The following is a 20318-nucleotide window of genomic DNA, read 5'->3' as shown; positions in this document are numbered from 1 at the left end:
GCCGGTGGCCCGGCTCACCGTTGACGAGGGGCGACCGGCCGGGAATAACCGGATGCCGGTGACGGCTATCCTTTACTGGTCATGAAGTCGGGTTTCCCGGGTCCGGTCAACGCTGCGCCCAAGACGGTCTACCTCGATCATGCGGCGACCACACCCATGGTGCCCGCCGCCATCGAGGCGATGACGGCTGCGCTGGGACTGGTCGGGAACGCCTCGTCGCTGCACGGATCGGGACGGGCGGCGCGGCGGCGGGTGGAAGAGGCGCGCGAATCCATCGCCGCCGATCTGGGCGCGCGGCCGTCGGAGGTCATCTTCACCGCGGGCGGCACCGAAAGCGACAATCTCGCGGTCAAGGGCATCTACTGGGCCCGCCGCGATGACGATCCGCGCCACACCCGCATCATCGCCAGCGCGATCGAGCATCATGCCGTGGTCGATACGGTCGAATGGCTGGAACAGCACGAGGGTGCCAGCGTGACGTGGTTGCCCGTCGACGCCGACGGTGTGGTGTCGGTGACCGCCCTGCGCGCGGAGCTGATGGCGCACGCCGATGAGGTCGCGCTGGTGAGCGTCATGTGGGCGAACAACGAGATCGGCACCATCCAGCCGATCGCCGAACTCGCCGCGGTGGCAGCCGAATTCGGCGTGCCCATGCACAGCGACGCGGTGCAGGCGGCGGGGCAGGTGCCGATCGACTTCGGCGCCAGCGGACTGTCGGCGGCGAGTTTCGCCGGGCACAAGGTCGGCGGTCCGCACGGGATCGGCGTGCTGTTGCTCGGCAGGCAGGTGCCGTGCGTGCCGCTGCTGCACGGTGGCGGGCACGAGCGCGATCTGCGGTCGGGCACGGTCGATGTGGCCGCTGCGGTCGGTCTCGCGGCCGCCCTGCACGAGGCGGTGAGCGAATTGCCCGCACGCACCGTCGAATTGACGCGGCTGCGCGACGAACTGATCGCCGGCGTGCGGGAGCTGATCCCCGACGCCGTGCTCAACGGCCCGCACGACGAGCGCAGGCTCGCAGGCAACGCGCACTTCACCTTCGCAGGCTGCGAGGGCGATTCGCTGCTGATGCTGCTCGATGCCGCCGGTATCGAATGCTCCACCGGCTCGGCCTGCAATGCCGGGGTCGCCTCGCCCAGCCATGTATTGATCGCGATGGGCGTCGAGCCGTGGCAGGCGCGCGGATCATTGCGTTTTTCGCTGGGGCACACCAGTACCGGCGCGGATGTGCAGGCGCTGCTTGAGGTGCTGCCGCAAGTCGTCGAACGAGCCAGGGCCGCGGGCCTGGCCGGTGCGAAGGGAGGCCTCTGATGCGAGTACTCGCCGCGATGAGCGGTGGTGTGGATTCGGCGGTGGCCGCCGCGCGCGCCGTCGACGCGGGCCACGAGGTGGTCGGCGTCCATCTGGCGCTGTCGGCCACACCGGGCACGTTGCGCACCGGTTCCAGGGGCTGCTGCTCCAAGGAAGATGCCGGTGACGCCCGCAGGGCGGCCGATGTGCTCGGGATCCCGTTCTATGTCTGGGATTTCGCCGACCGCTTCAAGGAAGACGTGATCGACGATTTCGTGGCGGCCTACGCGGCGGGGGAGACCCCGAACCCGTGCCTGCGCTGCAACGAGAAGATCAAGTTCTCCGCCTTGGCCGATCGCGCGATCGCCCTCGGTTTCGACGCCGTCGTCACCGGCCACTACGCCCGCCTGTCCGATGGCGTGCTGCGCCGCGCGGTGGACGCCGACAAGGACCAGTCCTATGTGCTGGCCGTGCTGACCGCCGAGCAGCTCTCGCGGGCCATGTTCCCGGTCGGCGACACCCCGAAGCCGCAGATCCGCGCGGAGGCCGCCGAGCGCGGACTCGCGGTCGCGAACAAGCCGGACAGCCACGACATCTGCTTCATCCCCTCCGGTGATACCCGCGCGTTCCTCGGCGCCAAGATCGGCATCCGGCCCGGTGCCGTCGTCGATTCCGACGGCACCGAACTGGCCACCCACGACGGCGTGCACGGCTTCACCATCGGCCAGCGCAAGGGCCTCGGTCTGCCGGGCCCGGCCGCCGACGGCAAGCCGCGCTACGTCACCGAGATCGACCCCGACTCGGGCACCGTGAAGGTCGGTTCGGCCGAGGAGCTGCAGGTGTGGACGATCGAGGCCGATCGTGCGATCTGGACTTCGGGTTCGGCGCCGGATGGTCCGATCGAATGCGTGGTGCAGGTGCGCGCGCACGGCGGCACCGCCCCGGCGGTCGCCGAGGCCACCGGTTCCGGCTTGACGGTGCAGCTGCGTGAGCCGCTCACCGGTGTCGCCCGCGGCCAGGCCGTGGTGCTGTACCAGCCCGACGCCGACGGCGATCGGGTGATCGGCAGCGGCACCATCGCGGCGACCGCGCGCACGGCCGCGTCCGGCGCGCATCGGTGACCGACACCGTCGTCGCCCGGTGGCCGGGCCTGCCTGGTGCGAGCTGCGACATCGCGGGCGAAGGTGAACTGTGAGCACGGAAACACGAGCGGGCCTGCCCGCAGGCGTCGCGACCGCCATCGGCTCATGGCCCGGCACCGATCCGCGCGAGGCGGCCGCCATCTCGGTGGGTGAACTGCCGGGTCTGCCGCATCTGGTCGAGCTGCCCGACCGTGGGGTCGGCGCCGACATGATCGGCCGGGCCTCGGCGCTGCTGGTCGACCTGCGGTTCGACACCACACCGCGCGGCTACCGGCTCGCGGACCGCCCGGGCGCGACCTCGCGCCGCGCGTCGGATCTGCTGCGCACCGATCTCGACGCGCTGGACGAGGCGTGGGAGACGGCGGGCCTTCGCGGCTCCGGCCGAACGGTCAAAGTGCAGGCCGTCGGCCCGCTGACGCTGGCCGCCGAGGTCGAATTGCGCTCCGGGCACCGGGCGCTCACCGATCCGGGCGCGCTGCGCGATCTGTCCGCATCACTGGCCGAGGGCCTGGCCCAGCACGTGGCCGACGTGGGCAAACGCCTCGACGCCGAGGTCGTGCTGCAATTGGACGAACCCGGCCTGACCGCTGTACTCAATGGATCGCTGCGCGGCGCCAGCGTGCTCAACACCGTGCGCGCACTGCCGGAACCCGAGGCGCTCGCGTTGCTTGATGCCGTCATCGCCGCACAGAACGTTCCCGTCCTTGTCCACACCTGCGCCGCCCCGCCCGCCCTGCCATTGCTGCGGCGTTGCGCCGCGACGGCCGTCGGCTTCGATCTGGCCACCATCGGCACCGCCGAACTCGACGCCATCGGCGAGCTCCTCGATGGCGGCACACAGCTGGTCCTCGGCCTGGTGCCGACCACCGCACCGGCCACGCCGCTCGGCTGGCGCGAGATCGCCGAGCCCGGAGTGCGTTTGATCGACCGGCTCGGCTTCCCCCGCCGCACCCTCGCCGACCAGATCCTGGTGTCGCCGGCCTGTGGTCTGGCGACGGCGCCGCTCGACTGGGCTCGGCGTGCGCTTGCCCTCGCCAGGGACGTCGCGACCGCATACTCCGATGAACCGGAGTCGCTGTCGTTCGACGGTTAGACCGGCGGCGCGCCGAAGGGCCTCGCGCCGGCGTATCAGCCCGATACGCGGTTGCGGCAGCGCGTGGACGTGCGTGAACGTGGCGGGAATTGTCGGTGGGCTCGGCTAATGTTCGACTCGTGAGTGACACCGGAAGCCCCGCCACCTCAGCGCCCGAGGAGACCGTGCCTGCCATGGATGCCGCCGCGCCGGCTGCCGAGTCCGCGAGCTCGCAGCAGCGTCAGCAATGGCAGCAACTGGCCGACGAGGTGCGCGAGCATCAGTTCCGCTACTACGTGCGTGACGCTCCGATCATCTCCGACGGCGAGTTCGACGCGCTGTTCCAGCGGCTGCTGGCCATGGAGGAGGCGCATCCGGATCTGCGCACGCCCGATTCGCCGACCCAGCTGGTCGGCGGCGGTTTCGCCACCGATTTCACCGCCGTCGACCATCTCGAACGCATGCTGTCGCTCGACAACGCCTTCGATTTCGACGAGCTGCGCTCCTGGGCCGCGCGCGTGGAGGCCGAAACCGGGCCGGGCCTGCACTATCTGTGCGAGGTGAAGATCGACGGTGTCGCGCTGAATCTGGTGTACGAGAAGGGCAAGCTGGTGCGCGGCGCCACCCGCGGCGACGGACGCACCGGTGAGGACGTCACCCTCAATGCCCGCACCATCGACGACATTCCCGGCGAGCTCACCGCCCACCCCGATCACCCGATTCCGGATCTGCTGGAAGTCCGCGGCGAGGTGTACTTCCGGCTCGAGGACTTCGAGACGCTGAACGCCGCCATCGTCGCCGAAGGCAAGCCGCCCTACGCCAATCCGCGCAATACCGCCGCGGGTTCGCTACGCCAGAAGGACCCGTCGGTCACCGCGCGGCGGCGGTTGCGGATGATCTGCCACGGCTTCGGCCGCATCGAGGGATACACGCCGAGTTCGCAGCACGAGGCCTACAACGCGCTGGCCGCGTGGGGGCTCCCGGTGTCCACGCACACCAAGCTGGTGCAGGGCGTCGACGCGGTGCTGGAACGGGTGGCCTACTGGGGCGAGCATCGCCACGATATCGAGCACGAGATCGACGGCCTGGTCGTCAAGGTCGACGAAATGGCGCTGCAGCGCCGACTCGGCTCCACCTCGCGGGCCCCGCGCTGGGCCATCGCGTACAAATATCCGCCCGAGGAAGCCACCACCAAGCTGCTCGATATCCAGGTCAATGTCGGCCGCACCGGCCGGGTCACCCCGTTCGCGGTGATGGCGCCGGTGAGCATCGCCGGGTCCACCGTCGCGATGGCCACCCTGCACAACGCCTCGGAGGTGCAGCGCAAGGGTGTGCTCATCGGCGACACGGTCACCATCCGTAAAGCCGGCGACGTGATCCCCGAGGTGCTCGGGCCCGTGGTCGACGCCCGCACGGGCGAGGAACGCGCCTTCGTGATGCCGACCCACTGCCCCGAATGTGGCACCGAACTCGCCCCGGAGAAGGAAGGCGACGCCGATATCCGCTGCCCCAACCAGCGGTTCTGCCCCGCCCAGCTGCGTGAACGGGTCTTCCACATGGCCGGGCGCGGCGCCTTCGACATCGAGGCGCTCGGCTATGAAGCAGCCGTCGACCTGCTCAAATCCGGGGCCATCACCGACGAGGGCGATCTGTTCGACCTCACCGATGAGCGCCTGCTCACCACCTCGCTGTTCGTCAACAAGAACGGCACACTCTCCACCAACGGGCGCCGGTTGCTCGACAATCTCGCCGCGGCCAAGAACCGCCCGCTGTGGCGGGTGCTGGTAGGGCTGTCCATCCGCCACGTCGGCCCCACCGCCGCCCGCGCGCTCGCCGCCGAATTCGGCAGCCTGGAGCGCATCAGCGAGGCCTCGGTCGAGGAGCTGTCGGCCACCGACGGCGTCGGCCCCACCATCGCCGTCGCGGTCGCGCAATGGTTCACCGTCGACTGGCATCGCGCCATTGTCGACAAATGGCGGGCCGCCGGGGTGCGGATGGAGGACGAACGCGACGAGTCCATCGAACGCAACCTCGAAGGCCTGTCGATCGTCGTCACCGGTTCGCTGGAAGGCTTCTCCCGCGACGGCGCCAAGGAAGCGATCATGGTGCGCGGCGGTAAGGCCGCCGGCTCGGTATCGAAGAAGACGGCCTTCGTCGTGGTCGGCGATTCCCCCGGATCCAAGGCCGCCAAGGCCGAGGAACTCGGCGTCCCCATCCTTGACGAAGACGGTTTCCGCACCCTGCTGGAATCGGGCCCGGACGCGGTGCGGCCCGCGTCGAGTGAGATCGAGACGCCCGCCGAGTAGCGCGCGGGATGGGGGGACGACTCGACGAGCGCGGCCGCGTGACCGGCGCTGTCCTAGCACCGGCCCAGCGGCTCGCCCCGGATTTCTACCGGCTATGGGGCGCCTACACGGTGAGCCAGATCGGTACCGCGCTCGGCGCCGGCGCGCTACCGATGGTGGCGATCCTCGTGCTCGACGCCTCGAACCTGCAGGTGTCGTTACTGGCGGCCATGGCAGGCGTGGCGAGCGCGGCCATCGCCCTGCCGATGGGTTCGTTCATCGATTTCCGCCGCAAACGCCCGATCATGGTGTGGGCGGACCTGCTCGTCTTCGCGGCGTTGGCCAGTGTGCCCGCGGCCGCATGGCTCGGTGTGCTCACCTACGCGCAGCTGTGCGTGGTCGTCACGGTGCAGACGGTGTGTGCGATCGTCTTCAACGCCGCCAACAGCGCGTACCTGAAATCGCTTGTGCCGCAGGAGCAGCGAATCGGCGCCAACAGCCGGATGGAGACGACGTTCTGGACCGCCTCCACCCTTGGCGCGCCGTTCGGCGGCGCGCTCATCGCGACCTTCGGTCTCACGCTCACCGTCCTCATCGACGCCGTCAGCTATCTGCTCGCGGCGCTCGGAATCCGCAGCATCCGCACCCCCGAGCCGAACCCGCCGGACCGACGCCCGCACCGTCATCGGCTCGCCGAGCTCCGCACCGGCTGGGCCGTTATCTTCGGCCATCCGGCGCTGCATCGGCTGTTCTGGAACGCGATGGTCTTCGGCGGGTCCATCCTGATGACCACACCGCTGATGGCGCTGCTCATGCTGCGTGAACTGGGTTTCGCGCCTTGGCAATACGGGCTCTCGCTCGGCCTGCCATGCGTGGGAGGGTTGATCGGGTCGATCTGTGCACCCGGACTGGTCCGCGCCTTCGGCGAACGGACCGTGCTGCTCGGATTCGGCGCCCTGCGCACCTGCTGGCTCGCGCCGCTGCTGCTCGCCGGCCCGAACCCGCTCGGCCTGGTCATCATTATCGCCACCGAGACGCTGCTGCTGTTCTGCGCGGGTGTGTTCAACCCGGTGTTCACCACGTTCCGGATGAACAACACCGCCGACGGGCAGATGGCTCGGGTCGGCACCGCGTGGTCGATCAGCTCCAAATGCGCGCAGCCGCTGTTCATCGCCGCCGGTGGTTTGCTCGCGGCCACGGTCGGGCTGCGGTTCGCCATCGCCGTCGCCGCGATCGTCGTCATCGCGAGTTCGGTGCTGCTTCCCTGGCGCCACATGTCACCGGCACAGCAGTGACGTTCAGCGGGCCGGTTCGGACGGCAGCCAGGAACGGCCGGGCTCGGTCCAGTTGTTGGCCTTGATCATCCGGCGCGCGGCGCGCTGGTTGCGGCCGATCAGGCGATCCAGGTAGAGGTGGCCGGCCAGATGGTCGGTTTCGTGCTGGAAACAGCGGGCCAGATAGGCGGTGGTGGCTTCGACGGTGACCGGGCTTCCGGTGACGTCGACGCCGGTGATCTTCGCGTACCCGGCGCGCCCGGTGGGGAACCATTCGCCGGGCACCGACAGGCAGCCTTCGAGGTCGTCATCGGGGTCGGGCATGGTCTCGGGCAGCGCTGAGGTCTCCAGGACCGGGTTGATCACGTGTCCGCGGTGGTGGACGCCCTCGTCGACCAGGTCGTAGACGAATGCCGCGCGGGGATCGCCGACCTGGTTCGCGGCGAGTCCGGCGCCATTGGCCGCGGTGTTGGTCTCGAAGAGGTCGTCGATGAACGCGCGCAGTTCGTCGTCGAACACGGTGACCGGGGTGGCCGGTGTGGTCAGCCGGGGATCGCCCGCGATGAGGATGGGTCGCACAGTCATGCAATGCAGAGTACTCAAATCCGAGTACTCGTGGCAGACTGGCACGGTGAACGAGACTCGGCTGTTCGTCCTGGCCGCACTGGCCAAACGCGGCCCTATGCACGGCCATCAGCTGCGCCGCGATGCCCGGCTCGACCGCGCCGACCTATGGTCGCGGGTCAAACCCGGTTCGCTCTACAGCGCTCTGCACCGGATGGCCGACGAAGGCCTCATCCGCGCGCTGCGCACCGAGCAGCCCGGCGCGCTACCGGCTCGCACCGTCTACGAGGTCACCGACGAAGGCTTGCGGGAATTGCGCGCACTGCGCGATGAAGCCTTCACCGAGATCGACATCCGGCCCGACCCTGTCGATCTCGCCCTCGCCGTCAGCGCCGATCTCGACCGGGAACTGTTGCGCGGCTACCTCGACGACCGGATCGCCGCCCTGCGGGCCCGTGCCTCGCACATCGAACACCTCCTCGATCGGCGCTGGCCGGATCAGAGCGCGGCCGACGACCTCATCGCCGAGCACGCCCGCATGCGCATCCGCAGTGAAATCGACTGGCACGAAAAGGTCCTGGCAGATCTGGACAAGCTCGATCAGCCGCACTGATCCGGCGACGCGGCCCCCTCGCCGCACCGGTCTGTGGTCGAGCCGGGTGACGGCGGGTGGCGCCGCGCCCGTCTCCCACTGACTGGACACACCGCTGCCTCCGCCGATCCGCCGACCCTACTGTGACCCGCACCACGCCGATGACGTAGTTGCCGAGCACAGGAGAACCGGATGAGCGCCCGCGTCCCCGTCACCCCGATCGCCGCCGCCGATATCGCGGCCTACGACCACGAAACAGACGTCCTCGTGGTCGGTTACGGCTGCGCGGGAGCCGCCGCCGCACTCGACGCCGATGCCGCCGGGGCCGAGGTGATCCTGCTGGAACGGCAGAGCGGCGGTGGCGGTTCGTCGGCGCTGTCCGGCGGTGAGATGTATCTCGGCGGCGGCACACCCATCCAGCAGGCCTGCGGATTCGACGACACCGCAGCGGATATGGAGAAGTTCCTGCTCGCCGCGCTCGGACCCGACGCGGACCAGGAGAAGGTGGGGCTCTACAGCCGCGAGAGCGTCGCGCATTACCAGTGGCTGACCGGACACGGCGTACCGTTCAAGCCTTCGCTGTGGGATTCGCCGACCTGGGTGCCGCCCACCGACGACGGTCTGATGTGGATGGGGGAGAACGCCTATCCGTTCAACGAGATCGCCACGCCTGCCCCGCGCGGGCACCGCGTCACCTCCGACGGCTTCGGCGGCAAGGTGCTGATGGCGGTGCTGAGCGAGGCCGTGGACCGCACCGATATCACGGTGCACACCGATACCGCCGCGCTGCGGTTGATCGTCGACGGCACTCGCGTCGTCGGCGTGGCGGCGCGGCATTTCGGTGCCACGGTGACCTACCGGGCGCGCCGCGGTGTCGTCCTCACCACCGGCGGGTTCGCCGACAACGCGGAGATGCTCGCCCAGCACGCGCCGCAGCTGGTGGGGCTCGGCGTCAACAGCGACGGCGGCGACGACGGACGCGGCATCGTCATCGCGCAGGCCGTCGGCGCGGCGGTGAAGCACATGTCCGCCGGACAGGTCGGCATCTCGCTGGTGCCGGGGATGATGGTGCGCGGCATGATCGTCAACGATGTGGGCCAGCGGTTCATCAACGAGGACGTCTACCCCGGTCTGGTCGGCCAGGCCGCCCTGTTCAAGCACAACCTGCGGGTGTGGGTGATCCTCGACGAGCAGGCCTACGAAGAGGTGCCGGTCGACGAACGCTGGGGCGTGCAGCCACATTTCGTCGCCGAGACCCTTGCCGAACTCGAGCAGGAGATCGGCATGCCCGAGGGCGCGTTGCAGCGCACCGTCGGCGAATACAACAGGTACGCCGAGCGCGGTGAGGACCCGTACTTCCACAAGTCGGCGCGCTGGCTGCGGCCGCTGCGCTCACCGTTCGCCGCGATCGACGTGCGCCGTGGCATGGCCCCGCCCGAATACGGTGACGGCGGGACCGCGGGCGGTGGCGCCGAGGTGTTCACCATCGGCGGGCTGCGCACCACCGTCGACGGGCACGTCCTCGATCTCGACGGCGAGCCGATCCCCGGCCTGTTCGCCGCGGGCCGGGCCACCTCCGGCCTGCACTCGTGGGGCTATATCAGCGGAACCTCGCTCGGCGACGGTACCTTCTTCGGCCGCCGCGCGGGCCGGGCCGCCGCGGCGCAGTAGCCGCGCCTGCCGCGAGCCGATGTCGCGATAACTGCGCGGAGCGGGAAGGATGGCCCGCATGCTGCGCAGTTTTCAGGTGACCAATCACAAATCGCTGGCCGACCGGCAGGAGTTGCGGTTGAGTCGCGGATCCGGCCCGGTCGCGGTGCCGGTGACGGCGGTCCACGGCGCCGCGGGTGCGGGCAAGTCCAGCCTGATCGACGCGCTCGGCCAGATGCGTGACGCGGTGCTGCATTCGGTCACCGGCTGGGATCCGTATGCGGGGCCGGTGCGTTCGCCGCATCTCGGGTTCGCCGATCGCCCGACCGAGTTCGTGGCCTCGTTCGTGGCCGAGGGCTGCCCGTACACCTACGGCTTCGCACTCGACAATGCCGACGTCATCGCGGAATGGCTGTACGCGCACCCGCGTTCGCGTAAGCGGATCGTGTTCGAGCGCACGGGCGAGCAGATCAAGATCGGTCCGATGTTCGAGGCGGCGCGCTACGGGATCAGCGCGCTGGCGCCGCTGGTGCGGCCGAACTCGCTGCTGCTGAGCCTGGCGGGGCAGATGTATGCCGAGGCGCTGGTGCCTGCCTACCGCTGGTTCGAATCGATGCTCGAGGTGCAGCGCGGGCCGGTCGAACCGGAACGGGTCGAACACCTGGTGGGCAGCCACATCTCCCGGTCCGCGGAGAACGCCGCCCGGCTGCTGACCCTGCTGCGCACCGTCGACCTCGGCATCACCGATCTGCTGATCGCCGAGAACGATCCGCTCTACGCCGATTACCTGCGCGAACTCGACGTCGATATCGCCGGGCTCACCGAGCAGGCCGAGCGGGCGGTGTCCTCGCCCGCCTACGCCGAGTCGCTGCTCAGTGACAACGGCGTCACCCCCGTGCTGCTGGAACGCGAGCTGACCAATCTGAAGAACGCGCGCGACGCCCTCTACGAGCGGATGGTGGACCGTCGCGGTGTCGGGCTGCGGCTGGTGCACGAGGGCATCGACGTCCCGTTCCACATCGGCGACGAATCCACCGCCACGCTCACCTTGCTGCGGCTGCTGCCGACCATGCTCGACGCGCTCGACTCGGGCAAGGTGCTGGCCGTCGACGACATCGGCGGGCAGCTAGCCGCCGAGGAGACCGACCGGCTGATCCAGCTGTTCCAGAACCCCGAAACCAATGCCCGTGGCGCCCAATTGATCTTCACCACCAACAACCGCACTCTGATCGACCGGGGCAACGGCCGGTCGAGCCGGACCCGATCCTCGGTCTGGCAGTTGCGCCGCACCGAGCACGGCACCAGCGAACTCACCCAGCGCTGAGCGCCGTCGCCGGCCGGGTCGGCACTAGGCTGTGCTCATGCTGGAATTCGCGATGCTGGTGATCATGGTCGGCGCTCTGGCCGGGATGATCGCGCTGGTCCTGCGCGGCCGTCGCGGCGTCCGGCTGTCCGAGCCGGAGGTCGGCACGCTCTACGTCACCGGGGTGAGTCCGCGCCCCGACGACCTCACCGGGGAGCAGTACGTGACCATCACCGGCAACCTGACCGGTCCGATGGTCGAGGGCGCGGTCGTCTACGGCCGCTTCGCCTGGGACGTGAACAACTGGCCGTCCATCGGCGACACCTTCACCGTCGCCTACCCGCCGGGCAAACCGGACAAATGGCAGCTGTACAGCCCCGGCGCCGCGGGGTAGCCCGGCGCCCGCCCCGGAGCCGGGCGCGCTCGCGATGGCAGGATGCTGGCATGGGTGTGAATGCCGAGCCGATCGTCCGGGACGCACTGCCGGGGGAGTACGCGACAGTGTCGGAGCTGACCGTCGAGGTGTACGTCGGCGAGGGCTATGTCCCCGCAGGCAACCCTTACGTGCACGAACTCGCCGATGTCGAGCATCGGGCGGCGTCGGCGCAGGTGCTGGTGGCGGTGCACGAGGATCGAGTGGTCGGCTCGTTGACCGTGGCCCGCCCGGGGACGCCGTATGCGGAGATCGCGCGGCCCGGCGAATTGGAGTTCCGGATGCTCGCCGTCGACAAACGTGCCCGCGGTCTCGGGGTCGGGACGACGCTGGTGCGGACGGTGATCGAGATGGCTGCGGCGCAGGGGTTCGACGCGGTGGTGCTGACCACGATGGCGCCGATGGTCGACGCCAGGCGCATCTACGACCAATTCGGTTTCGTCCCGGTGCCCGAACGGAATTGGCACACCGAGGACGGCCAGCCGCTCACGGTGCTGCGCTTGCCCCTGGCCGGCTGAGCGGAGGGTTCGGCCGTCGCGTCGAGCCGCGGATCAGCCGAGGACAGTGGCCACGATGCCGGCCAGATAGCCGAGCCGCGCGACCTCCGAGGGCCGGAAGTCGGGTCCGCCGGGGCGTCCGAGCAGCAGCACCTTGCTGGAATCGCCCAGCGGGGCGGCCGCGAGTTTGGTGTCCATATCGCGCCAGATCTCAGGCACCCAGTCGGCCTCGGGATCGAGCACGGTCGGCTTGTTCAGTGGCATCCACGGCGCCGAGGAGGCTTGGGTTTCCGGGGCACTCTGGCTGCCGACGACGCGGTAGGCGCCCTGCGGGCCGAGGTCGAGAATGGTGCTCCAGCCGACGCGCAGCACCCGGGGCGCGCCGTCGACGAGCACCTGTAATCGGTCGTCGCGGGCGCTGGCGACCTGGTCGATCAACTCGAGCTCGCGGTGGGTGTCCAGCACTCCGGAGTACGGCCGGATGGAATCGACGCGCACATCGCTGATCGATTCCGCGGCGGTGATCAAGGTGTCGGGCAATGCCCCCGGCGACACTTCGACGACCAGATCGTCGACCGCGAAGCCTGCCCCGCGTTCCACGACATCCAGGGAGAGGATGTCGGCGCCCACGGAGCCGAGTGCGAGTGCGAGTGCACCGAGGCTTCCCGGACGATCCGGAAGTTGCACGCGGAGCAGGTAAGACACGTGCTGTCCTTTCCTTGGCGGCCGAGCCTGGCGAACGTATACCCGGTCTGGCAATCCTTACACCCTCGAGCGCCGGTTATCGAGTCGAAAGTTTCCGTGATCCACTCGGTTTGCCGATGCTTCCGGTGATTTCAGCATGTCGGTCGGATGTCTCGTAGATGTATCGAACATGAACCAGTCGTGAACGAAGCGGTGTCGATCCATGGCGTGCCGCCGGCGCGATGACGGCTGCGGTGGGCGATGTGCCGACCGGATACCTGTCTCGGCGCGGGACCGGCGCCGGCGTCGGCGCGACCGAGGGAGCGACGCGCTGGGCGCGGGAAGGGCGCGGCGGGCCGGTCGCTAGGCTATGCGTGGCTGTCGCGTACGCAGCGGTATCAGACGCTGTACGCAACGCACGTCCGTCCACGCGCAACTTTCGAAAGGGGTCCGCGGTGCCCGCCATCTCCCGCGACGAGGTCGCCCACCTCGCCCGGCTGTCCAGGCTCGCCCTGACCGACGACGAACTGGATCAGTTCGCCGGTCAGCTGGATTCGATCCTCAGCCACGTGCGGACCATCTCCGAGGTCGCCGCCGCCGACGTCCCCGCCACCGCCTCGCCGAACCCGGCGACCAATGTCACCCGCCCGGACGTGGTGGTGCCCGGCCTGACCCCGAACGAGGCCCTCTCGGGTGCGCCCGCGGTCGAAGAGCAGCGGTTCATGGTGCCGCAGATCCTCGGGGAGGAAGAATGAGTTCAGCATCGCAGAGCGATTCCGTGAGGGGCGGTGGCCGGGCGACGGGTGGGCGCGGCTTGACGCAGCTGTCGGCGGCGGAGCTGGCCGGCAGGATCCACTCCCGCGAGGTCACCTCGACGCAGGTCACCCAGGCGCATCTGGACCGCATCGCCGAGGTCGACGGCGAATACAACGCCTTCCTGCACGTCGCCGGTGAGCAGGCGCTCGAGGCCGCCGCGGCGGTGGACGCCGCGCTGGACGCGGGGCAGGCGCCGGCCTCCCCGCTGGCCGGAGTTCCGTTGGCGCTCAAGGACGTGTTCACCACGACCGATATGCCGACCACCTGCGCGTCGAAGATCCTGGAAGGCTGGGTGTCGCCGTACGACGCCACGCTGACCACCCGGCTGCGCGAGGCGGGAATCCCGATCCTCGGCAAGACCAATATGGACGAGTTCGCCATGGGTTCGTCCACCGAGAACTCCGCCTACGGGCCGACCAAGAACCCGTGGGACACCACCCGCATCCCGGGCGGATCCGGCGGCGGTTCGGCCGCGGCGCTGGCCTCGTATCAGGCGCCGTTGGCGATCGGCACCGATACCGGTGGCTCGATCCGGCAGCCCGCCGCGGTCACCGCGACCGTCGGCACCAAGCCCACCTACGGCACCGTCTCGCGTTTCGGCCTGGTCGCCTGCGCGTCCTCGCTGGATCAGGGCGGCCCGTGCGGGCGCACGGTGCTCGACACCGCGCTGCTGCACGAGGTGATCGCGGGCCACGATCCACGTGATTCCACCTCGCGCGATGTGCCCGTCCCCGCGGTGGTCGCCGCGGCGCGCGCCGGCGCGAGTGGTGATCTGCGCGGGGTGAAGGTCGGTGTGGTCAAGGAACTGCATTCCGACAGCTATCAGCCCGGTGTGCTCGAATCCTTCGATGCCGCCGTCGCGGTGCTGAAGGAGCTCGGGGCCGAGGTGATCGAGGTGTCGTGCCCGCACTTCGAATACGCGCTGTCCTCGTACTACCTGGTCATGCCGAGCGAGGTGTCGTCGAACCTGGCCCGCTTCGATGCCATGCGCTACGGCCTGCGCGTCGACGACGACGGCGCGCACAGTGCCGAACAGGTGATGGCCGCGACCCGCGCCGCCGGTTTCGGTCCCGAGGTCAAGCGCCGCATCATGATCGGCACCTACGCGCTGTCGGCCGGCTACTACGACGAGTACTACGGCCAGGCGCTCAAGGTCCGCACCCTGATCGCCCGCGATTTCGACGCCGCCTACGAGCAGGTCGACGTCCTGGTATCGCCGACCAGCCCGTTCACCCCCTGGAAGCTGGGTGAGAAGGTCGACGACCCGCTGGCGATGTATCTGTCGGACCTGTGCACCCTGCCCACCAACCTGGCCGGTCATCCGGCGATGTCGGTGCCGTCGGGGCTGAGCAAGGACGACGGCATGCCCGTCGGCCTGCAGATCATGGCGCCGGCGCTGGCCGACGACCGGCTGTACCGGGTGGGTGCGGCCTATGAGGCGGCCAGGGGCCCGATCGCCTGAGTTCGCGATGATCCCGCACCGCGTTCCTCCGGTGCGGGATCGTCCGGTCAGGAGGCGTGCAGGCGCTCGGCTTGTCGCGCAACGCCTTCGGTCATGCCGGTGAACCCGCGCCGCAGCGCCTTGCCGAGCGCGAGTTCCACGACCGGCTTCAACCAGCCGCCCAGTTCGAAATGCGAGTCGTAGCGGGTGCGGTCCGGGCCGAGCGCGGTGACGGTGTGGGTGCGCCTGCTGTGCAGCGCCCCGAACGGCACCGGCTTCATCGAATAGCTGAACTCCTCGCCGGGAGTGTGGCTGGTGATGAACTCACGCTGGCGTCGCGGCTTCGAGCCGGTGAGGTGGACGACCATGTCGATCGGCGCGCCGACCTCGAGGGTGGAGCGGCATTCGCTGACGAAGGGGTTCCACTCGCCATACCGCTCGAATCCGGTGATCACACCCCACACGACATCGGCGGGTGCGGCTATCTCGACTGTTCCGTCCACGACAAACACACCCAAAACTAGAACCTGTTTCACAGTGCGGTCAACCCCTGCCTCAGCAGTCGGGCAGTGCGGTGCCCTGGTCCGCGCCGTAGCGGTGACCGTGCCCGGGTGGGGCGTCCAGGGCGGCGAGCAGGTCGGCGGTGGTCTGCAGGAAGCTCACCACCGGCAGCCAGCCCGGTACCGGCGCGTCCACGCGCGCGCCGCTCAGATCCGGGGCACGCCACAGCAGCGACGGCGACCAATGCACCACCGGGTCGGAGGAGTTGGCCAGCACGGTGGCGCCGGTGCGGTGCACTGACCCGACGGGCGGCCCGGCCCACAGCACCGAGCAGGTGCGGCGGTCCTGCTCGGCGGCGTCGGCGAAGATCGCGCTCCCGCCCAGCGCGCCGAGGCTCTGGCCGTAGACGTGCAGGTGCGGCTTCACCGCGAGGCCGGCGATGCGTTGCTCTACCGCTGTGAACAGGGCCCTCGCGGATTCGGCGGCGGCGTCACGGCCGAACAGGAACGTCGCCCAGCTCGGCGCGTAGGAGTACTGCAGGCCGACCAGCGCGACGTCGCCGTGGAAGCGTTCGTCGAGGCCCTTGATCGCATTGGCATCGATCCATCCCGACCCGGTGGGGACCGCGATCACCACATGCGAGCGCGTCAGCCCGCCCGCCCGTTCCAACTCTCGAACCGCCAGCGCGACACGGGAATCCAGGTCTGGCGCCGATTGTACGCCCACGTACACCCGCACCGGCCCGAGCGGCTCCCCGGAGACGAACCGCCTGCCCTCCGCGCCCAGTGACGGCCAGCTGACCGCGGAATCGGCGCTGCCCGAACGCGTCGCCGAGACCGGGCGCGGCACCTCGGGATCGATCGCGGCATTGGCGCTTGCGTACGCGCCGCGCCGCCAGTCGACGATCGAGGGCACACCGAGCAGACCGAGCACCGCGGCCACCACCACGCCGACGGCGATCGTGCGAGTGCGGCCGAGAGTGCGTACCACCCAGGCGGTTCCGCGAGCCAGGCCGTAGAGCGCGCCGGCGATCGCCGTCGCCCCGAGCGCGCACCACAGCCAGTATTCCGGTCCGATCGCCGGGGTTCCCATCGCCGCGCGCAGCCGGTTCTGCCAATGCCCCGCGTGTGCCGTCGCGGCGGCGATCAGCATCGCCGTCGCGCCGAGCACCGGCATCCGCCACCGGGACAGGTCCCCGGCCACACCACACCTGCGCAGGATGAAACGCCCGACGCCCGCGACCCCGAGCACGAGCGCCACCAGCAGGCCCGTCAGCACCGCCTGAGCCATCGGTGTCCGCGGCAGCAGACCGGGCGCGAGGGACATCAGCGTGCTGGCGCCGACGGCCAGTGTGGTGCCGATGCGCGGTGCCCGGAGGGCCTGCCCGCGGCGCCCGCGCGGGACCGGTCTCTCGCGGCCACGGCGATGACGCGGGGGCGCGGCCGTCCGGGCGCGACGGAGCCGAGGTGCCGCGACGCTAGCCTCCGGCGAATTCTGGAGGCCGACAAGGGTCTTGGGTGCGGCGGGGGACTGTTCGCGGGTGGCCGCGGCATGCGCCCGCCTGCTCGAACCATCCGGCGGCCGGGTGGCCGGTTGTGGTCGGCGGTGGGTCGGCCGCTCGGACGCGCGAACGCGGGCGGTCAGGGTCGTGGAATCGCTCATCGGGCAACCTCTGCTGTGCTGAAAGGAATGTCGACGGTGCCGGCGGAAGGGTGGACGGGTCAGCTGATGGTGGTTTCGGTGCCGCTCAGATCGCCGGGACAGGTGCGGCGCCCCACGACGCCGGGCCGGCCGGCCGCGTGCGCGCGATCGCGCGACGTCCACGGCCGAGCACGATGACGCCGGTGAGCGCGGTGGCGGTGAGCGCGGCGCCTCCGAACAGCCAGGGCCGGGCGGACGTACTCGCGCCGGCCCCGCCGAGGAAGGATTCGGTGACCGGGACGCCATAGCCCTGCCGACGCGAATTCAGGTCGACAAAGGTGTCGGCGACCGCGGCCATGGTGTGGCAGCGGCCCCGGGCGAAGGGTGCGGTCCGGGTATCGCAGGCCAGGCTCATCCGCTCACCCAGCCTGCGGTCGATTGCCTGTCGCGCCCACGGGCCCAGCGGTGCGCCCTGCCGATCGGCATACCGCAGCAGGTCGTAACCGAGGTCGTGTGCCTTGCAGGCGGTGTCGAACTCGGCGGGCAACGGCACCGGTGACGAGCAGTCACCGTGCGGGGCGACCAGCAGCCCGTCGACCAGCGCGGGGCGGTAGCCCATCACCTCGGCGAAATCGGCGGGGACGGCGGCGGCCGAACCGGGGCCGCCGGAGGTGAGGTCGGTGACAGCGGCGGTGGCCGAGGGGTCCTGCGGGACGGGCGCGATGGTCGCGGCCTGCGCGGCGGGGGCCAGCATGACGGTGGCCGCCATGGTCGTCAGCGCGGCGGCGGTCAGGGCGGCGACCCGGCCGCGGCGCACTCGGCTGGCGCAAGGGCGGGCGGGGTCGGCCGGCGTCGACGGGCGGAAACCGCGACGGGCGCTGGTCGGTGTGCTCATGATCATCGACGCTAGGAACGCGCGGTCTACCGGGGCGTCCCGCCGCGGAGCGGTTCGCGGGCCGTGCCTGCGGGGGAGCGGTCACCCGGGGTAGGACCTGGGTAGGGGGTCGGAATTCATCCGCCGGTATGAGGCCCACCCGGGCCGGAGTTCCTAGGGTCGTAGCTATGACGGACCCGACTGTCGCGACTACCGACCTCAGCACCCCCGCCGCCCGGCGCCGCGCCCGGCTGCGGCAGCTGAACGCCAGGATGTGGTTCGACCTGTTCACCGTGCTCGCCGCGGTGGTGCTGTTCACCGTGGCCTGGCCGACGCTGCACCTCACCCACGACGTGCCCGCCGCAGTGCAACCGTTCCTCGCCGCGCTCGCGGCCTTCCCGGTCCTGCTCGTCCGGCTCAACCCGTCGCTGGGCTGGGCCATCTCGGCGGGCTCTGCGCTGGTGATCGCCCTGGCGATCCCGCACACACCGGGCAACGACATCCCGTTCCAGGTCGTGCACATCATCACCTTGCACGTGCTGCTGTTCGCGGTGGCGCTGCGGGCGCCGGTGCCGATGATCGTGGTGGTGTGGGGCGCGACCTCGCTGCTGCTCGGCACCACCATGGCCGGTGACAGCGCGTTCTCCGAGTCGGTGTGGGCGTGGCCGGTGTCCTTCGGCGCCATCGTGCTGTTCGCGCTGCTGATCCGGTGGCTGGTGCAGTCGCGCCAGCTGCTCACCCAGCAGGAGGAGGCCAACGAGCTGGAACGGGCCCGGCGCGCCATTCTGGAGGAGAAGGCGCGCATCGCCCGCGATCTGCATGATGTGGTGGCCCACCACATGTCGCTGGTGGTGGTGCAGGCCCAGACCGCGCCCTACCGGGTGGAGGGCGTCACCCCGGCCGCGCGCGCCGAATTCGAATCCATCGGGTCCACCGCCCGCGAAGCGCTCAACGAGATCCGCGGCATGCTCGGCGTGCTGCGCAGCGACGGACAGCTGCCCGAACACGCGCCGCAACCCACCGCCGCCGACGTCGAGACGCTGTTCCTCGGTGCGAGCCGCGCCGGCGTCGCGATCGACTGGAACGTGGATGGGCCGCTGTCGGCGGTGTCGGATACGACCGGCCTCGCGCTGTACCGGATCGTGCAGGAATCGCTGTCGAACGCCTCCCGGCACGCGCCGGGCGCCGCCGTCCACGTCCGGATCACCGTGTCCGCCGATGTGGAGATCGTGGTAAGCAACGATCCAGGGGCCACCGCCGCCCGCCCGGTCGGCAACGGCGGCCACGGCATCACCGGTATGCGGGCCAGGGCGCTGGCCGCGGGCGGTGAGCTGACCGCGAGTCCGCGCGCGGACGGCGGCTTCGAGGTGCACGCCCGGCTGCCGATCGGCCCCGCCCCGGCACTCGGGGTGCCGTCCTCGACGAGCGTCGAATCGGTGGGCTGAGACCGGATCATCGCCGGGTGGGCGAAGGATGCTGCCCGTGCGCGTCATCGGTCCCGGCACGGGACGTGGCGCAGGGCGCTCGCTTCCGCCGACGGCAATTAGGGTGGGCGCGTGGCTATAACGGTTCTGATCGCCGACGACCAGGCGATGGTGCGCCAAGGCTTCGGCGCCCTGCTCGCCGCGCAACCCGATATCAGTGTGATCGGTGACGCGCCCGACGGGAAGGTCGCGGTGGCGGAGGCCAAACGGCTGCGACCCGACGTGGTGCTGATGGATGTGCGCATGCCCGAGATGAACGGTCTCGACGCCGCCCGCGCCATCCTCGCGGCCGGCTTCGATCCGCCGGTGCGGGTGCTCATGCTCACCACGTTCGACATCGACGACTACGTCTACGAGGCGCTGAGCATCGGTGCCAGCGGGTTCCTGCTCAAAGACGCACCTGCCGAGGAACTGGTGCGCGCGGTGCGGGTGGTCGCCGACGGTCAGGCCCTGCTCGCGCCGACCGTCACCCGCCGCCTCATCGCCGACGTCACCAGCCGCCGCGCCGCCGCCCGCGCCAAACCGGCTCCCGCCCTTGCCGCCCTGACCCCACGTGAACGGGAAGTGCTCGAGCTGATCGCCAAGGGCATGTCCAATACCGAGATCGCCGAGGCACTGTTCGTCGCCGAGCAGACCGTGAAGACCCACGTGTCGAAAGTGTTCGCCAAGCTGGACCTGCGCGACCGTGCCCAGGCGGTGGTACTCGCCTACGAATCCGGGCTCGTCACCCCTGGTTGATGCGTTGACCGCAAACGCGTCGCGGCCCGGTAGGCTCACG

19 protein-coding genes are annotated in these 20318 nt (G+C 70.1%); 14 read left to right on the top strand and 5 right to left on the bottom strand.

Annotation, left to right across the window (positions count from 1 at the left end; genetic code table 11):
• Positions 1–81 precede the first annotated feature (81 nt).
• From AC4HOU_RS06505 to AC4HOU_RS06485, 5 genes are all read left to right on the top strand, one after another.
• Complete coding sequence (locus AC4HOU_RS06505) at positions 82–1308, top strand: cysteine desulfurase family protein (RefSeq protein ID WP_195019772.1); 1227 nt, start codon at positions 82–84, stop codon at positions 1306–1308.
• Positions 1308–2408, top strand: a complete 1101-nt coding sequence (gene mnmA, locus AC4HOU_RS06500) for a tRNA 2-thiouridine(34) synthase MnmA (protein WP_163817193.1) — start codon at positions 1308–1310, stop codon at positions 2406–2408. Before AC4HOU_RS06505 ends, mnmA begins: the two co-directional genes overlap by 1 nt.
• Before the next feature lie 70 nt (positions 2409–2478).
• A complete protein-coding gene (locus tag AC4HOU_RS06495) occupies positions 2479–3522 on the top strand; it encodes a methionine synthase (protein WP_490724226.1) in 1044 nt (347 codons plus the stop codon).
• A 173-nt stretch (positions 3523–3695) separates the two neighbouring features.
• A complete protein-coding gene (ligA, locus tag AC4HOU_RS06490; protein ID WP_490724262.1) occupies positions 3696–5807 on the top strand; it encodes an NAD-dependent DNA ligase LigA in 2112 nt (703 codons plus the stop codon).
• A 38-nt stretch (positions 5808–5845) separates the two neighbouring features.
• A complete protein-coding gene (locus AC4HOU_RS06485; protein WP_490724225.1) occupies positions 5846–7081 on the top strand; it encodes an MFS transporter in 1236 nt (411 codons plus the stop codon).
• 3 nt (positions 7082–7084) lie between these two features.
• Here the strand turns inward: AC4HOU_RS06485 and AC4HOU_RS06480 are convergent, their stop codons facing one another.
• Positions 7085–7645: a peptide deformylase gene (locus AC4HOU_RS06480; protein WP_195019769.1), complete on the bottom strand. Its 561-nt coding sequence runs from the start codon at positions 7643–7645 to the stop codon at positions 7085–7087.
• Between the two features lie 46 nt (positions 7646–7691).
• On the opposite strand from AC4HOU_RS06480, the gene AC4HOU_RS06475 reads away from it, so the two are divergent.
• The 5 genes from AC4HOU_RS06475 to AC4HOU_RS06455 all read left to right on the top strand — a co-directional run bounded on the left by AC4HOU_RS06475 (position 7692) and on the right by AC4HOU_RS06455 (position 12120).
• Entirely contained in the window at positions 7692–8237 is a 546-nt protein-coding gene (locus AC4HOU_RS06475) for a PadR family transcriptional regulator (protein WP_163817201.1), read from the top strand.
• 171 nt (positions 8238–8408) lie between these two features.
• A complete protein-coding gene (locus AC4HOU_RS06470; RefSeq protein ID WP_490724224.1) occupies positions 8409–9887 on the top strand; it encodes an FAD-dependent oxidoreductase in 1479 nt (492 codons plus the stop codon).
• 58 nt (positions 9888–9945) lie between these two features.
• Positions 9946–11190 (top strand): AAA family ATPase, encoded by a 1245-nt coding sequence (locus tag AC4HOU_RS06465; RefSeq protein WP_195019767.1) that lies wholly within the window; start codon positions 9946–9948, stop codon positions 11188–11190.
• Positions 11191–11227: 37 nt separating this feature from the next.
• Positions 11228–11563, top strand: a complete 336-nt coding sequence (locus AC4HOU_RS06460) for a hypothetical protein (protein WP_163817207.1) — start codon at positions 11228–11230, stop codon at positions 11561–11563.
• Between the two features lie 50 nt (positions 11564–11613).
• On the top strand, positions 11614–12120 hold the full coding sequence (locus tag AC4HOU_RS06455; RefSeq protein ID WP_490724223.1) for a GNAT family N-acetyltransferase: 507 nt from the start codon (positions 11614–11616) through the stop codon (positions 12118–12120).
• A 33-nt stretch (positions 12121–12153) separates the two neighbouring features.
• On the opposite strand, the gene AC4HOU_RS06450 is transcribed toward AC4HOU_RS06455, so the two are convergent.
• The gene (locus AC4HOU_RS06450) at positions 12154–12804 is read right to left on the bottom strand and encodes an ACT domain-containing protein (RefSeq protein ID WP_036538548.1); all 651 of its coding nucleotides are present in this window, start codon (positions 12802–12804) and stop codon (positions 12154–12156) included.
• A 434-nt stretch (positions 12805–13238) separates the two neighbouring features.
• Here AC4HOU_RS06450 and gatC point away from each other — a divergent pair, with 434 nt between their 5' ends.
• Positions 13239–13538, top strand: coding sequence for an Asp-tRNA(Asn)/Glu-tRNA(Gln) amidotransferase subunit GatC (gatC, locus tag AC4HOU_RS06445; protein WP_163817211.1), 300 nt, complete (start codon positions 13239–13241; stop codon positions 13536–13538).
• Positions 13535–15061, top strand: a complete 1527-nt coding sequence (gene gatA, locus AC4HOU_RS06440) for an Asp-tRNA(Asn)/Glu-tRNA(Gln) amidotransferase subunit GatA (RefSeq protein ID WP_490724222.1) — start codon at positions 13535–13537, stop codon at positions 15059–15061. Before gatC ends, gatA begins: the two co-directional genes overlap by 4 nt.
• A 47-nt stretch (positions 15062–15108) precedes the next feature.
• On the opposite strand, the gene AC4HOU_RS06435 is transcribed toward gatA, so the two are convergent.
• The 3 genes from AC4HOU_RS06435 to AC4HOU_RS06425 all read right to left on the bottom strand — a co-directional run bounded on the left by AC4HOU_RS06435 (position 15109) and on the right by AC4HOU_RS06425 (position 18077).
• Entirely contained in the window at positions 15109–15543 is a 435-nt protein-coding gene (locus AC4HOU_RS06435) for an SRPBCC domain-containing protein (protein ID WP_324197329.1), read from the bottom strand.
• A 52-nt stretch (positions 15544–15595) separates the two neighbouring features.
• Complete coding sequence (locus AC4HOU_RS06430; protein WP_490724221.1) at positions 15596–17203, bottom strand: alpha/beta-hydrolase family protein; 1608 nt, start codon at positions 17201–17203, stop codon at positions 15596–15598.
• Positions 17204–17288: 85 nt separating this feature from the next.
• On the bottom strand, positions 17289–18077 hold the full coding sequence (locus AC4HOU_RS06425) for a hypothetical protein (RefSeq protein ID WP_490724220.1): 789 nt from the start codon (positions 18075–18077) through the stop codon (positions 17289–17291).
• A gap of 167 nt (positions 18078–18244) precedes the next feature.
• Between AC4HOU_RS06425 and AC4HOU_RS06420 the strand changes: the two genes are divergently transcribed.
• Both AC4HOU_RS06420 and AC4HOU_RS06415 read left to right on the top strand, forming a co-directional pair.
• On the top strand, positions 18245–19501 hold the full coding sequence (locus AC4HOU_RS06420) for a sensor histidine kinase (RefSeq protein WP_163817218.1): 1257 nt from the start codon (positions 18245–18247) through the stop codon (positions 19499–19501).
• Between the two features lie 111 nt (positions 19502–19612).
• Entirely contained in the window at positions 19613–20278 is a 666-nt protein-coding gene (locus tag AC4HOU_RS06415) for a response regulator (RefSeq protein WP_036538541.1), read from the top strand.
• Positions 20279–20318 lie beyond the last annotated feature (40 nt).

This window comes from Nocardia sp. JCM 38205 (assembly GCF_058222935.1).
The sequence above is the reverse complement of the archived record's forward strand: the minus strand, read 5'-3'. Positions and strand labels throughout refer to the sequence as shown.